This window comes from Eoetvoesiella caeni (assembly GCF_003315175.1).
Classification (GTDB): Bacteria; Pseudomonadota; Gammaproteobacteria; order Burkholderiales; family Burkholderiaceae_B; genus Eoetvoesia; species Eoetvoesia caeni.
In genome coordinates this window covers 479,661-494,025 of sequence record NZ_QNRQ01000001.1, presented here as the reverse complement: position 1 = coordinate 494,025, position 14,365 = coordinate 479,661, and the positions used below count along the sequence as shown (strand labels likewise).

At 57.7% G+C, this 14,365-nt stretch carries 14 protein-coding genes; 7 read left to right on the top strand and 7 right to left on the bottom strand.

Going from position 1 to position 14,365, the window contains the following annotated elements; translation table 11 throughout:
* The first annotated feature begins 108 nt into the window (after positions 1 to 108).
* Positions 109 to 1,773, top strand: coding sequence for a SulP family inorganic anion transporter (locus DFR37_RS02265; RefSeq protein ID WP_113931614.1), 1,665 nt, complete (start codon positions 109 to 111; stop codon positions 1,771 to 1,773).
* 56 nt (positions 1,774 to 1,829) lie between these two features.
* Here DFR37_RS02265 and DFR37_RS02260 read toward each other — a convergent pair whose 3' ends face one another.
* The 6 genes from DFR37_RS02260 to glpK all read right to left on the bottom strand — a co-directional run bounded on the left by DFR37_RS02260 (position 1,830) and on the right by glpK (position 6,247).
* On the bottom strand, positions 1,830 to 2,024 hold the full coding sequence (locus DFR37_RS02260) for a ribbon-helix-helix protein, CopG family (protein WP_113931613.1): 195 nt from the start codon (positions 2,022 to 2,024) through the stop codon (positions 1,830 to 1,832).
* Positions 2,025 to 2,127: 103 nt separating this feature from the next.
* On the bottom strand, positions 2,128 to 2,700 hold the full coding sequence (locus DFR37_RS02255; RefSeq protein ID WP_113931612.1) for a disulfide bond formation protein B: 573 nt from the start codon (positions 2,698 to 2,700) through the stop codon (positions 2,128 to 2,130).
* Positions 2,701 to 2,706: 6 nt separating this feature from the next.
* Positions 2,707 to 2,856 (bottom strand): DUF5993 family protein, encoded by a 150-nt coding sequence (locus DFR37_RS23225; protein WP_242341696.1) that lies wholly within the window; start codon positions 2,854 to 2,856, stop codon positions 2,707 to 2,709.
* 124 nt (positions 2,857 to 2,980) lie between these two features.
* Entirely contained in the window at positions 2,981 to 3,448 is a 468-nt protein-coding gene (locus tag DFR37_RS02250) for a TM2 domain-containing protein (RefSeq protein WP_113931611.1), read from the bottom strand.
* A gap of 72 nt (positions 3,449 to 3,520) precedes the next feature.
* Positions 3,521 to 4,654, bottom strand: a complete 1,134-nt coding sequence (locus tag DFR37_RS02245; protein WP_113931610.1) for a methyltransferase — start codon at positions 4,652 to 4,654, stop codon at positions 3,521 to 3,523.
* Between the two features lie 93 nt (positions 4,655 to 4,747).
* On the bottom strand, positions 4,748 to 6,247 hold the full coding sequence (gene glpK, locus DFR37_RS02240) for a glycerol kinase GlpK (protein ID WP_113931609.1): 1,500 nt from the start codon (positions 6,245 to 6,247) through the stop codon (positions 4,748 to 4,750).
* 193 nt (positions 6,248 to 6,440) lie between these two features.
* Between glpK and DFR37_RS02235 the strand changes: the two genes are divergently transcribed.
* Positions 6,441 to 8,033 carry a glycerol-3-phosphate dehydrogenase/oxidase gene (locus tag DFR37_RS02235; protein WP_113931608.1) on the top strand — a complete coding sequence of 531 codons (1,593 nt, stop codon included), beginning with the start codon at positions 6,441 to 6,443 and terminating at the stop codon, positions 8,031 to 8,033.
* Between the two features lie 16 nt (positions 8,034 to 8,049).
* On the opposite strand, the gene DFR37_RS02230 is transcribed toward DFR37_RS02235, so the two are convergent.
* Positions 8,050 to 8,643: a C40 family peptidase gene (locus tag DFR37_RS02230; protein ID WP_242341676.1), complete on the bottom strand. Its 594-nt coding sequence runs from the start codon at positions 8,641 to 8,643 to the stop codon at positions 8,050 to 8,052.
* A 552-nt stretch (positions 8,644 to 9,195) separates the two neighbouring features.
* Between DFR37_RS02230 and flhD the strand changes: the two genes are divergently transcribed.
* The 5 genes from flhD to cheA all read left to right on the top strand — a co-directional run bounded on the left by flhD (position 9,196) and on the right by cheA (position 14,363).
* Positions 9,196 to 9,519 (top strand): flagellar transcriptional regulator FlhD, encoded by a 324-nt coding sequence (gene flhD, locus DFR37_RS02225; protein ID WP_113931607.1) that lies wholly within the window; start codon positions 9,196 to 9,198, stop codon positions 9,517 to 9,519.
* A 15-nt stretch (positions 9,520 to 9,534) separates the two neighbouring features.
* Entirely contained in the window at positions 9,535 to 10,116 is a 582-nt protein-coding gene (gene flhC, locus DFR37_RS02220; protein WP_113931606.1) for a flagellar transcriptional regulator FlhC, read from the top strand.
* A 185-nt stretch (positions 10,117 to 10,301) separates the two neighbouring features.
* A complete protein-coding gene (gene motA / locus DFR37_RS02215; protein WP_113931865.1) occupies positions 10,302 to 11,180 on the top strand; it encodes a flagellar motor stator protein MotA in 879 nt (292 codons plus the stop codon).
* A 12-nt stretch (positions 11,181 to 11,192) separates the two neighbouring features.
* Positions 11,193 to 12,164, top strand: a complete 972-nt coding sequence (gene motB / locus DFR37_RS02210) for a flagellar motor protein MotB (protein ID WP_113931605.1) — start codon at positions 11,193 to 11,195, stop codon at positions 12,162 to 12,164.
* A 153-nt stretch (positions 12,165 to 12,317) separates the two neighbouring features.
* Positions 12,318 to 14,363, top strand: coding sequence for a chemotaxis protein CheA (gene cheA / locus DFR37_RS02205; protein WP_113931864.1), 2,046 nt, complete (start codon positions 12,318 to 12,320; stop codon positions 14,361 to 14,363).
* Positions 14,364 to 14,365: the final 2 nt, after the last annotated feature.

Genomic DNA, 14,365 nt, shown 5'->3' with positions numbered 1-14,365 from the left:
CCGATAGTGTAGTTTTTTTTTGCGCCGTTTGTTGCCTTGCGCGGCGACAGCACCATTTTTATGTGCTTGATATTATAATCAAAATCACATTGAATAAGGCTGGTCGAAATGTTCGTTTTCCTGGAGGCGTATCGCGCCGGTCTGTTAAACCGCAACAACTGGACGCGCAATATCGTGGCCGGCGTTATTGTCGGCGTGGTTGCCTTGCCTCTGGCCATGGCGTTTGCCATCGCCTCGGGGGTCAAGCCTGAACAGGGGCTTTATACGGCCATTATCGCGGGTCTGGCGGTCTCGGTGTTTGGCGGCAGCCGTGTCCAGATTGCGGGACCGACGGGCGCCTTCATTGTCATTTTGTCGGACATCGTGGTTCGCCATGGCGTCGACGGGCTGCAGGTCGCCACTTTCATGGCGGGGATCATCCTGGTCCTATTTGGCCTTAGCCGGCTGGGCGCAGTCATAAAGTTCATTCCCAGGCCCGTCATTATTGGCTTTACAGCGGGCATAGGCGTCATTATCTGGGTTGGGCAATGGAAAGATTTTTTCGGCCTGCCGCCGGTCTCGGGCGAATATTTCCACCAGAAGCTTTGGCACTTGTTGCAAGTGCTGCCGCAATGGCATCTGAACACAACGGCGTTGGCGCTGTTGTCGTTGCTGCTGGTCGTTTTTTCGTCTCGTCTGCCTCGCATGCGGCATGTGCCGGGTCCTTTGCTGGCCTTGGTCGTGGCCACCGCGTTGCAGTCTATTTTCCATTTCGATGGCGTAGCCACCATAGGCAGTACATTTGGCGAGATTCCTCGCGGCCTGCCGCATTTTCAGTGGCCCGACGTTTCTTTGGGGCGTGTGGTCGAGCTGGTGGGGCCTGCATTTGCCATTGCCATGCTGGGCGCCATTGAATCTCTTTTATCGGCCGTCGTGGCCGATGGCATGGCCGGTACGCGCCATAACTCCAACCAAGAGTTGGTGGGGCAGGGGCTTGCCAATATTGCGGCGCCGCTGTTTGGCGGCATCGCCGCCACAGGTGCGATAGCGCGCACGGCCACGAATATTCGCAATGGCGGCAACAGCCCTCTGGCCGGCATAGTGCATAGCCTTACCCTGGTATTGATCATTCTGTTCCTGGCTCCGTACGCGGCCAACGTGCCGTTGGCGGTGCTTGCCGCCATCTTGTTCGTCGTAGCCTGGAACATGAGCGAAGCGCGGCATTTTGTGCGCATGGTCCGGCGCGCGCCGCGGGCCGATGTAGTGATCTTGCTGGTTACTTTCGGTTTGACCGTATTTGCGGATCTGGTCGTGGCGGTAAACATCGGCGTTGTACTCGCCATGTTGTTTTTCCTGCGGCGGATGGCGGGCAGTGTAGAGGTGAACAGGCAGTCCGATGCCTCGTTGCGCAAAGAGTTCGCCTATCTCGGGTTTGAAGGCCTGCCTGATGCGGTACAGGTTTATTCAGTAGAAGGGCCTTTGTTCTATGGCGCGGTCGAAGCCTTTCAGCAGGCTTTGTCAGAATCCGGCCCAAGTCCGCGGGTGCTTGTCATTCGTCTTCGCCATGTGCCGTTTATCGACGCGACAGGGCTGCAGGTGCTGGAAGAAGCCGTGGAAGACTTGCAGCGCCGCCGGGTGCGCGTGATGCTGGCTGAAGTCAACGGGCGGGTCTACCGCAAGTTGGGCAGGATAGGGCTGGTCGACAAATTGGGGCGCAAGAATATAGGCCAGTCCTTGATTGCGATTCTTGAGCGCGCCGCAGAGACCGCAGGGGATGACGGCGGCAACAATTAAGCCGGGGCGCAAGCGTCGATTATCGGTCGATTCCGCCTGAATCGGCCAACAGCGCGTTAAGGCTTGCCCGCGCGTATCCTGGAATTGGCCGCGCCGGCGCCGTAGGCGACGCCATGCTCGGCGAGGTAGTTGCGTATCAATTGGCGAACTACCTGCGAAGGCGTAATGTCCTGGCTTGCGCAAAGCTGCTCAAAGGCCTTTTTTTTCTGGGGATCAATCAGAACAGTCAGGCGGGCGGTTTTGTTTTCCATGACAATGGCAATGGCTATTTATCTATGTGACTTCCATTGTAATGGAAGTCACATGGTTCTATATGGCGCGTGGCTGTATTTCAAAAGGCGAAGCTGGTCTCGGCTAGCTGCGCGGCGACAGCCAAAGGTAGTCAGTAGGATTGTCAGGACATGCGCCAAACCCGCACTCCAGCGTGGTTGCTATCGCATTGGCGACAACCAGCAGCAGGAATAGCCACATAATAAAAGCTGGCAGGAGCTTTGCCCGAGGCTGAGCGGAGTATTGCGGAGTGAAGCGCTCGATCATGAGTACCAGGCCGCAAAAAACGATAAGCCCTGTAAACGCCAGCAGAGCCCAAGTATAAAAGTGCAAGCCCAGGAACGGGGAGCCGAAGCCGGCGTCTCCTGGCGCGATATGCGATAGCGTTTGGCGGCCTGCGGAAACAATGCCAGCCAGCGCTGACACGATAACGACGCCGTAATGCATTGGCGCTGGACCGCAGCGGATATTCAGCACCAGGCCTATGCCGGCCAGCGCAAAGGCGGCACGCTGCAACAGGCATAAAGGGCATGGCGGTTCGTTAAAGTAGATTTGCCATGCAAAAGCAAACAGCAGCACCCCGCAAATACCTGCAAGAGCCAGGCAGTTAAAAGTGCGGGACAAGGGGTGGCCATTGTTGATTGTGTGGTTTTCCATGGCAGCTTATAGCGATATTGGCAGGGCGTCGGTCATATGGTACTGGCACCAGGCGGCATAGATAGCCAGAGTAATCAGCCACAGCCACAAGCAGCTACGCCGCTTGCCCTGTAACGCAAGCCAGATCGCCAGGGAGGCGGTTAGAAATGGAAGCATCATAATCATGGTGGTTGCCTGTATTCGGTTTTTATCCACACGCTGGCGCAACGCGCCGATGAGTTGGTTGGCTAATGTAACCGATCAATGTTTTATTGACTATGCTTCCCGGTTTTTTTTCGAGTCAGGGCTTGGCCGGCTGGAAGTCTTCCTCGGACATGAACAGATAACGTATGGCGTCGATAAGGCTCAAGATTATGACCAGAGGCGTGAAAACATAGAACAAGACCAGGTAGAAAATACCCCAGCCGATTTGCCCCAGGTAAAAGCGATGGCCGCCGAGCCAGCCCAGGAAAATGGCCAGGACAATGGCAATTTTGCGCTGGCTGGTGCGCTTGGCCAGGTTCTGGCCTTTGTTGCGTATCAGCCAGATGCTGATGGGGACGGTAAGTATCAGCGCGATGATGACTTTGTTCAGATGCGCCGCGAAGTAATAGCGCAGTGTGTAGTAAACGTCGGCGAAATTGTGCACGACGATGCCGGTCAGGTAGGTGAACCAGCGCAGGACTTCCTGGCTTATGGTTTCGCCGAAAGTCAGCGCGGCCAGCACGACCAGAAACACCGCGATGGGCAGAATGATTTTTTGCAGCATAGTGATTGCCTTGCGAGTAATCGAGTTGGGCTTAGTGTAATAGTTGTCCAGAAAGGTGTCTTGGCCGGCGTTTCAGTTTGCCTTTCCTAGCCGCCATAGCGTGGTGACTTCAGCTTTGCGTGCTTGGTGCAAAGGGTCGGACTCGTCCAGTGCCTTGGGGTGGCGGGGTTTTGCGCTTAGCCGGCCCAAAATTTGCAGGCCGGCTTGCTTGATAGCGTTTTCAAGAAAATCCGCCGGGCGCAGCCCCAAGTGTTCGGCCAGGTCGGACAGAACCAGCCAGCCCTCGCCCTGCGGTGCCAGGTGTTCGGCCAGCCCGTTCAGGTAGCCGGTCAGCATTTGGCTGTCGGGGTCGTAAATGGCGTGTTCTATGTTCGAGGTGGGGCGGGCTGGAAGCCAGGGCGGGTTGCAGACTATCAACCCGTATTGGCCGTCGGGGAACAGATCGGCGCGGCGCACTTCCACTTGTTGCTCAAGTTCTAGCCGCGTGATGTTTTCGCGGGCGCAGGCCAGGGCGCGCTCATCCAGATCGGTGGCGATGATTTTGGCTATGCCGCGCTGCGCCAGCACGGCGGCCAGTACGCCGCTGCCGGTGCCGACGTCGACAGCCACTGACGCAGGGGGCAGCGGCGCCTGGGCGATCAGTTCGATGTACTCGCCGCGTAAAGGCGAAAATACGCCGTAATGAACATGAATGCGTTCGTGCAGGGCTGCAATGGCTACGCCTTTGGTGCGCCATTCGAACGAACCGATAATGCCTTGCAGGGTATGCAGGGGCAGCAGTATTGGGCCGGCAATAGTACCCAGGGCGGCCAGGCAGGCTTCTTTGACATCGGGTGCGCGGCGCAGGGCTATATGAAAGTTTTCATCCAGCTCGATAAGCACAGAATTCAACAGGCGCGCCCTTTGCGACTGCGCCAGGCGGTACAGGTTGAAAGCTTCTTGCGGTGAAGCGTGGGGGCCTTTTTTATTGCGGTGCTGGTCGACGCGGCGGGCCAACGCATTAAGCAATTGGCGGGCGTTGTTGAAGTCGCCGCGCCACAGCATGCTGCTGCCTTGGCTGGCCAGGCGAAAGGCCGAATCGGCTGTAAACGTATCGTCGATGACAACAATACGCCGTGGCGGCTGGCTGCCGTTTTCGGGGCGCCAGAGGGCTTGTCGGTCAACGCCGTTTTCGTTCCAGGTGGCGTAAGTAGCAGTATCGGTCATGGTGTGGCCTGAGTTGATGCCGGTTATATCGGGCGCTTGAAATTGCCGGTTATGGTGGCCGGCTGATAATACCGGTTTTGGAGGCCGGCGCCGTTAATCGGGTGTGGGCGGCAGGCAGGCTTGCCGCACGGCCTGGTTCCAGCGGACCATGAGTAGATCGGCATCGTGCCGGCTTAGTTGCGGTGTAAAAGTTCTATCGGCTTGCCACAGTGCTGAAAGCGCTTTTTTATCGGTGTAGACGCCGCTGGCCAGGCCGGCCAGCCAGGCCGCGCCTAAAGCCGTGGTTTCAGTGACGACGGGGCGTATTACTGGAATGCCCAGCAGGTCCGCCTGGAATTGCATAAGCAGGTCGTTGGTGCTCGCGCCGCCATCGACGCGCACTTCGGTCAAAGGCGCACAGCCTGCCGCCACCGCGTCCAGGCTGATCGCCTGCAACAGGGCGGCGCTTTGGAAGGCAATGCTTTCCAGGGCCGCCCGCGCTATGTGCGCCATGGTGGTGCCGCGCGTCATGCCGGTAATGGTGCCGCGTGCGTCGGGTTGCCAATAAGGCGCGCCCAGACCGGTAAAAGCCGGCACCATGACGACTCCGCCCGAGTCAGGCACGCTGTGCGCCAGGGCTTCGATATCGCGGCTGGACTGGAATGCGTGCAGCCCGTCACGCAGCCACTGCACCACAGCGCCGCCTACGAACACGCTGCCTTCAATGGCATATTCTGCTAGTTCTCCGGCTTGCGCTGTGCGGGTGGTGATCAGGCCATTGTGCGACGCCTGGAAGCGGCTGCCCGTGTGCACCAGCGTAAAGCAACCTGTGCCATAAGTGTTTTTGGCCATGCCTTCATAAAAGCATGCCTGGCCGAACAGGGCGCTTTGCTGGTCGCCGGCTACGCCGCAAATAGGAATGGCGCCGCCCAATGCTTGCGTCACTCCATATTCAAAGCTGGAAGGCAGGACGCCAGGCAGCAGCGAGGGTTCGATCTGCATGGCCTGGAGCAGGTCTTTGTCCCAGTCGTTGTCGCGTATGTTGAACAGCATGGTACGCGCCGCGTTGCTGATGTCCGTGGCATGCACCTTGCCGCCGGTAAGCTGCCAGATAAGCCAGCTGTCGATCGTGCCGAATGCCAGTTCGCCGCGGCGCGCTTGTTCGCGTGCATCCGGGACATTGTCCAGCAGCCATTGCAGCTTGGTGCCGGAGAAATAGGCATCAATGCGCAGCCCGGTTTTCTGCAGAATGTCCGTCTCCAGCCCTTGCGCACGCAATGCGGCGCAGGCGGGTTCAGAGCGCCTGTCTTGCCACACGATGGCGTTATGAATGGGTTGTCCGGTTTTGCGGTTCCAGAGCAGCGTGGTTTCGCGCTGGTTGGTCAAGCCCAGGGCCTGGATGTCGCCGGGCTGCAGCTTGGCCTTGGCCATGGCTTCTTTGGCCGTTTCGAGCTGGGTCTGCCAGATTTCCAGCGGGTCGTGCTCGACCCAGCCGGGGCGGGGGTAGATTTGCTTGATCTCTTTCTGCGCCGCGGCAACCAGCCGTCCTTGTGCATCGAAGACAATGCTGCGGGAGCTGGACGTCCCCTGATCCAGGGCAAGCAGATAAGTCATGGTGATGCGGCGCCGATTTTATGAGATGCAAAGCATGATGCCCAGATCGTAACCCGATACGGCAAGCCCGCGCCAGCGATCCTCTGAAGGCGGTGCATTGCGCTGATATCTTGCCGCCGCGGGCTTGCCCCTTGAAGCGTCCAAAGAGTATTCTTGGGCGCTACGGCATGCCAAGCCGTTCAAGGCCGGGCACATGACAGTTTTCAATGCTATTCCCGCAGTAACTCATCGGCCGCAATTGCTGGCCCAGCTTGCGCAAGACGGAGTCTACGATCTGTTGGTCGTGGGCGGCGGCGCAACCGGCTTGGGGGTCGCGGTGGATGCGGCCTCGCGCGGCTTGTCGGTGGCCTTGGTCGAATCGCACGATTTTGCCAAAGGCACATCATCGCGCGCGACCAAGCTCGTACATGGCGGCGTACGCTATCTGGCCCAAGGCAATATCTCGCTGGTGCGCGAAGCCTTGCATGAGCGCGCCGCCATCTTGCACAATGCGCCGCACCTGGCTGCTCCTTTGTCTTTTGTCGTACCGGGCTATCGCGTTTGGGAAGCTCCCTTCTATGCGGCGGGGCTCAAGCTTTACGAGGCTTTGGCAGGGCGGTCCGGCATAGGGGGCGCCAGCTTGCTTTCCGCCCGGCAAACCGCCCAATGCCTGCCCGGTGTACGCGTGCAAGGCTTGAAGGGGGGCGCCAGGTACTGGGATGGGCAATTCGACGATGCGCGCCTGGCGCTTGCTCTGGCCCGCACGGCTGCGCGCGAAGGTGCCGTATTGCTTAATTATTGCAAAGCGATCGAACTTTTATACGAAAAAGAGCGTGTGTCCGGCGTGCAGTGCCGTGACATTGAAACAGACGCGGTATTTGCCGTGCGTGCGCGTTGCGTCGTCAATGCCACCGGCGTCTGGGTCGACGCCTTGCGCCAGCAAGACGGCCGCGGCCACCTTGTGCGCGATATGGTGGAACCCAGCCGCGGCGTGCATTTGGTCGTGGATCGTTCGTTTCTTGCGGGCGATAATGCCCTGCTTGTGCCGCGCACGCGCGACGGCCGGGTATTGTTTGCCGTGCCCTGGCTGGGCAAGCTTATATTGGGCACCACGGACACCCCAAGCAGCCGGATAGTGTGCGAGCCCCAGGCCGACAGCGATGAAATCGGCTTTATCCTGGGCGAGGCCGCGCGCTACCTCGCCAAGCCTCCGGCACGCGAGGACGTAACCAGCGTCTGGGCCGGCTTGCGCCCTTTGGTCCGCCACGGTCCGGATACGCTCGCGCCGCGCAGCACCAGCGGAATCAGTCGCGGACATACCGTTGCCCTGAGTCCATCGGGGCTGGTTTCCGTAACCGGCGGAAAATGGACCACGTATCGCGCCATGGCCCAGGATGTTCTGGCCCATTGCTCGGATGCTGGCCTGTTGCCGACCTTGCCGCCATGCCGCACCGAAGACTTGTTGTTGGTAGGCGCCGATCCTTTACGTGCCGCCAAGACCTTGGCCAGCGCCAGGGGCCTGGAAGCTTATGGCAGCGAAGCCGCCGCGGTGGGCGCGCAAGAAGGCGCAGGCATTGAATTGTGCCCGGGGTTGACGCTGGCCATGCTGCGCTTTGCCGTCAAATATGAATACGCCCGCACTGTCGAGGACGTTCTTGCCCGGCGCAGCCGTATCCTGTTTCTGGACGCCGCTTTGGCAGCCAATATAGCGCCTGAGGTAGCCGGCATACTGAAAGAGCTGACCGGGACGGATCCGAAGCTTGATGAGTTTATGGAGCTTGCAAAGCAATACCGGTACCTGCCATGAGGCAAATATCGGTGGGCTATTGGCTGAAAAAGCTTCGGGCACCATCGAACCTCTGGGCGAAATAACGGCTGCCCAGCGAGTCGATGCGTACACGTCCGCCACTGGATGGGGCATTGATAAAAAGCCCGTCGCCCACGTAAATGCCCACATGTGAATTGGGCTTGTCCAGCGTGTTGAAAAACACCAGGTCGCCGGCTTCCAGCTCGTCTTTGTGCACGGGGCGTGAAATTTGCGCCAGGCTGGCGGTGTTGTGCGGCAGGCGCTTGTTGGCAACGCTGTCGACCACATAGGCGACCAAGCCGCTGCAATCAAAGCCTTCCTCGGGGCTGGATCCGCCATATCGATAACGGGTGTTCAGCAGTGACATGGCAGTCATGACCAGTTCGGTACGTTGGCCGGGATCGATAACGATTTTTTGCAGGGCGGTATTGTTGCGTTGTGGCCCCGGACTGGCGCAGCCTGCCAGCAGCATGCCAAGGAAGATCAATGCAAAAGGCTGAAATATATTCTGCCGAAACTTTAATTGGACGACACGGCACGCGGCCGCTGCCAGGCGTTGTATTATGCCGGGCGGCTGCGCCGCGGCGTGGGTCGTTTGAAGAAGCATCATGCGGGCACTCCAGCCAGGTTCGTCTGCGGCGAACGGGCCGTACGAAACGAGATGTGTGGTTTTGCTACGTTTTAAAGGTAACTAATTTTTAGTGTACTAAACATACTGCCGTCAAGAATTCCTTCAAGAAATTTGATAGTTTTCAGCAGTTTAGCCCGACTATCTTATTTCGTTCGTAGCGTCGGCGTAATGCTTTCTGGGCCAATTACTACTTGTTATTGTTACTGGATGCGGGTAATGTTGCTAAAAATTAGCTAAATGCTTATTTTTGATAACGGCTTGATCTTTATCAATGGAACACCCTGACAAGGGATGTAACCTTTTGATATGTGATAAACCATTGAATTGATTTCTTTTTTTATTTGATATCAAAGTTTTCGATGGCTAAGTCGGCTTTATTGTTTTTTGGCCTGGCTTGGCAATGTATCTCGTTGTCATGATACATAAATAAAACATTGTTAGATTATTAACATATTGCAATGTTTTATCCAGGTTCGCCGGTGGGCTTTTCTTGTCGGCAAGTTAACAGCAATTTATTTAAGAGAGGGATTCGTGTCCGCAGATATAAATTCGGCACTGGATGACATCCGTGAAGTCAATTTGTCGTATCTTATGCTGGCTCAGCGCCTGCTGCGTGAAAATCACGCGGCCGGCATGTTCAGGCTGGGTATCGGTTCAGATGTTGCAGACATTATTCTAGGGCTTTCTCCTGCTCAACTGGTCAAGCTTGCCAGCTCCAACGCACTGGTCTGCGGTTTCCGCCTTGACGACTACAGCTTGCTGTCGTCCCTGACCCAAGGCGTGCTTGGCGGCGTATTGCAGCAAGCGCACTCAACCATTCTGCTGTCGCAGCAAGTCGCTGTGCCAGCAGTTTAGGGCGTCGGGCAAGCCATGGCTGTAAAGACCGAAGTTCGCGCGCCGGCAAAAAGCGTTACGCGCGAAGCCGAAGAAATCCTTTTGGCAACCGAAATGATCAAGCTTGGCGCAAGGCTGCAGGTCCTGCAGGCTGAAACCACGCTAAGCTACGATCGGCTGGCCCGGCTGTACCGCGAGGTCAAAGGCTGTTCGCCTCCAAAAGGCATGCTGCCTTATTCCGTCGACTGGTTCATGACTTGGCTGCCCAATATTCATTCAAGCATGTTCTACAGTATTTACCGGTACCTGGATTGCTACACGCCGGCTAAAAAATCTTATGCGCTTATCGAAGCCTATCGCTTGTATCTAGAGCAGGCCGATGCGGGTCGCCAGAATGGCTCCGAGACCGACGAGCCCGTGCTCAGTTTCACACGCGCCTGGATGCTGCTGCGTTTCTACGAAAGCGGCATGGTGCAGTTGTCGAATTGCGTCAGATGCAAGGGCGGTTTCGTGGCCCATGCGCACGATCCCGACCATGACTTCGTGTGCGCCATTTGCCGTCCGCCTCCACGGGCGGGCAAAACGCGTGCCCGCCATGTGCTTGGCGCGGCTATCTAGCCTAAACGTACTTTTTTCAGATGCAAAAAAGGCCTGTTGAACAGGCCTTTTTTATGGAAGCGCACAAGTTTGCATTTCGTGCTTCAGAACGTCGATTTAGCTTCGAAAAACCCTGTTGACGGACGCTTTTGGATTGGCCAAAACAGGCGATCATAGGGTGCTATGTATTTATCAAGGGCCCTTTTGTGTTGATTCTGATTGGATTTGTGATTGTTCTGGTGTCCGTCTTCGGCAGTTTTGTCGCATTGGGCGGACATATGGGCGCCTTGTACCAACCGTTCGAATTCCTGCTTATCGGGGGCGCGGCCCTGGGCGCGTATCTGGCGTCCAACAGCGGCAAGTCGGTTGCCTTGATGCTTAAGGCCATTCCACAGGTTTTCACGAAAAGCCCCTATACCAACAAAGACGTCTATATGGAATTGATGGCTTTGCTGTATGTGTTGCTGAACAAGGCCAGGCGCGATGGCCTGATGACGATCGAAAGCGACATCGAAGAGCCCGAGAACAGTGCTATTTTTTCCGAATACCCCAGAATTCTGCGCGACCCTCATTTGGTGCTGTTCATCACCGATTATTTGCGCTTGATGATCAGCGGCAACATGAGTCCCTACGAAATCGAAACGCTCATGGAGCAGGAAATCGAGGCGCACCAGCATGAGCGCGACATTCCCGCGCGCGCCCTGGCTTCGGTGGCCGATGCGCTGCCGGCCTTCGGGATCGTGGCCGCCGTGCTGGGGGTCATCAAGGCGCTGGCCTCCGTCGACCAGCCGCCGGCCATTCTTGCCGACCTCATTTCCAAAGCCATGGTGGGCACCTTCCTGGGTATTTTGCTTGCCTATGGGTTTGTTTCGCCCATGTCCTCGGCCATGGAGCGGCGCACCGTGGTTTCGGTCAAGGTGCTTGAATGCATCAAGGTTACCTTGCTGGCCAGCATGAACGGCTATCCGCCCCAGCTGGCCGTGGAGTTCGGGCGCAAGGTGCTTTATAGCAGCGTGCGTCCGTCCTTTGCCGAACTGGAAACCCATGTCCGGCAAGCCAAGTCGCCAGCCAAGAAAGTAGCGTAATAGGTCAGTGCTATGAGTCAAGCGGCACCTGATCGCATCGTTATTCGGCGCAAGAAAGTACAAGCCCATGGCCACCATGGGGGCGCCTGGAAAATTGCCTATGCCGACTACATGACCGCCATGATGGCGTTCTTTTTAGTCATGTGGCTGTTGTCGCTGATCCCGCGCGAGAATCTTCCTGGCATTGCAGAGTATTTCCGCATGCCTCTGATGACGGCCATTACGGGCGGCCCTCAAATGGACAATAGCCGCACGGTGATTCCAGGCGGATCTCCTTCGGTCATTCCCAATAAAAGCCCGGTGCCTCAGCGCAAGTCGATGTCGTCCGAAGACGCCGAAGACGACCGGCGCGACGTACAGCGCCTGGAAGACCTGAAAACCGACCTCGAAGCCCTGATCGAATCCAATCCGGTATTGCGTCAATTCCGTCCCCAGTTGCTGCTGGACATGACGCCCGACGGACTGCGCATTCAGATCGTAGACGAGCAGAACCGCCCGATGTTCGCCACCGGCCGGGCGCAAGTCCAGCCCTATATGCGGGATATCCTGCGCGAACTGGGGCCGATGCTTAACAAATTGCCGAATGCCATTACGATTTCCGGTCACACCGATGCCCTGCAATACGCTTCGGGCGAGCGTGAATACAGCAATTGGGAGCTCTCGGCCGATCGCTCCAACGCGGCACGTAAAGAATTGGTCGCCGGCGGCATGAACGAGCAAAAGGTCAAGCGGGTGCTTGGTTTGTCGTCGTCCGTCAGCCTGATTAAAGATAACCCAAACGCTGCCGTTAACCGTCGTATTAGTCTGCTTGTATTGAATCGGCGTGCGGAGCGCCGGATCGATGCGCAGGACGCCGTGGGCGAATCCCTGGCGAACCTGAAGTCGGTGATGGAAGATTCCGCAACCCCCACGCCGGCTCATGTCGACGGCAATAATGCGGGCGTTGCACCGGCCGAGGTTCCTCCGGCCGTTGTGAAGCCTTAGTTGGCGCAGGGGCGCAATTTCCACTGAACGGCCAAGCCTGGCAGGCTGTTGCGGTGCCGGCGTACCAATGCATGGGGCAAGCAGGCCATCACGCAGCCCGGGCAGGGGTTTTCCCGGGCCATGGGCGGATTCGATGTCGTTATAGGAATGATCATGAGTGCGGGTGTCGATTTAAGCCAATTCTACGAAACGTTTTTCGACGAAGCCGACGAGCTGCTTGCCGATATGGAGCAGACCCTGCTGGCCGTCGATGTCGACCATCCCGACAAGGATCAGCTTAACGCCATCTTTCGCGCGGCCCATTCGATAAAGGGCGGGGCTGGCACTTTCGGCTGCTTTGGCCAGTTGGCGGACACAACCCATTTGCTTGAAAATCTGCTCGATGCCTTGCGTCGCGGTGAAATGAGCTTGCGGACCGACATGATCGATTTATTTCTGGAGACCAAAGACGTGCTTACTGCCCAGGTGGCCGCATACCGCAGCTCGGAACAGCCCGACCAGGATGCCTACGAACGTATTTGCGAACAGTTGCGCGAGCTTGCCCTGGAGCAGGGCGGCGGGGCGGCCCCGGTTGCCGCGCCAGTCGTCGAGCCGTTGCGCGCGGCCGCGCCGTCGCCGGTTCAGGCCGCATCGGCCAGTGGGTCGCCCTACCGTGTCCTTATCAACGCTATTTCCGCCAAGGATTCCGAGGCTTTGCAGGCTGAAATGGCCTTGCTGGGCCAGGTTCTGCATACTGAGGCCGGCGCCGATTCTTTGTCGGTCTGGCTTGACACCACGGCCAGCGCTGCCGACCTCGAAGCGGTTTGCTGCTTTATTGTGGACGCCATGCAAGTCAGCGTAACGTCCGAGTCGCCTCCGGCCGCCGCGCGGGCAGCGGCGGCACCTAGCGCCCCTGCGGTGCAAGCGTCTGCGGCGCAAAGCGTAGCCGTGCCCGCGGCGCAATCCGCATCGGCGGCGCAAGAAGGGCAGACGTCCGAAGTTCGCAAGCAAAAGGCCGCCGAAAAATCGGGCAAAGAATCCAGCACCATACGGGTGGGGGTTGAAAAGGTCGACCAGATCATCAATCTGGTGGGCGAACTGGTCATTACCCAGGCAATGCTGGTCCAAACTGCCTCGACGCTCGACCCGGTGCTGCATGACAGGCTTTTGAACGGCATCGAACAATTGGACCGCAACGCGCGCGACCTCCAGGAATCCGTAATGTCCATCCGCATGATGCCGATGGACTATGTGTTCAGCCGCTTTCCGCGCGTGGTGCGGGAAAGCGCCTCCAAGCTGGGCAAGAGCATCAAGCTGACGACGCATGGCCAGGCCACAGAGCTGGACAAGAGCCTGATCGAACGTATTATCGACCCCTTGACCCATTTGGTGCGCAACAGCCTGGACCACGGCATTGAATCGCCCGAGGCGCGTATTGCCGCCGGCAAAGATCCCGAAGGGCATCTGGTTCTGTCGGCTCAGCACAGCGGCGGCCAGATCGTTATCGAAGTTTCCGATGACGGCGCAGGGCTAAGCCGCGAACGCATACTTAAGAAAGCCATGCAGCAAGGCTTCCCCGTCAACGAAAACACGCCTGACGACGAACTGTGGCAATTGATTTTCGCGCCGGGCTTTTCCACCGCCGAGCAGATTACCGACATTTCGGGGCGCGGCGTGGGCATGGATGTGGTGCGCCGGAATATCCAGGGCATGGGCGGCCATATCCAGTTGTCATCGCGCGCCGGCCAGGGCACTACCACCCGCATCGTGCTGCCGCTGACTTTGGCCATTCTTGACGGCATGTCGGTTCAGGTTGGCGAAGAAATATTCATTCTGCCGCTGACGCATGTTACTGAATCCATGCAGCCTACCGCCGAGCAATTGCACAGCATTTCCGAAAACGAGCATGTGCTGTTTGTGCGGGGCGAATATCTGCCCTTGGTTTCGCTAAGCGGTGTGTTTGCCGTCGAGGGCGCGCAAACGGAGATCACCCGCTCGATTGCCGTGGTCCTGCAAGCGGAGGAAACGCGTTTTGCCTTGCTGGTAGACCACTTGGTGGGACAGCAGCAGGTAGTCGTCAAAAACCTGGAATCCAATTACAGAAAAATCCCGGGTATTTCTGCCGCAACGATTCTAGGCGATGGAAGTGTCGCATTGATTGTCGATGTGTTCGCGCTGATGCGCATGACGCGCACTAAAGAAGGTGTAGCCGGTTTTTAAAG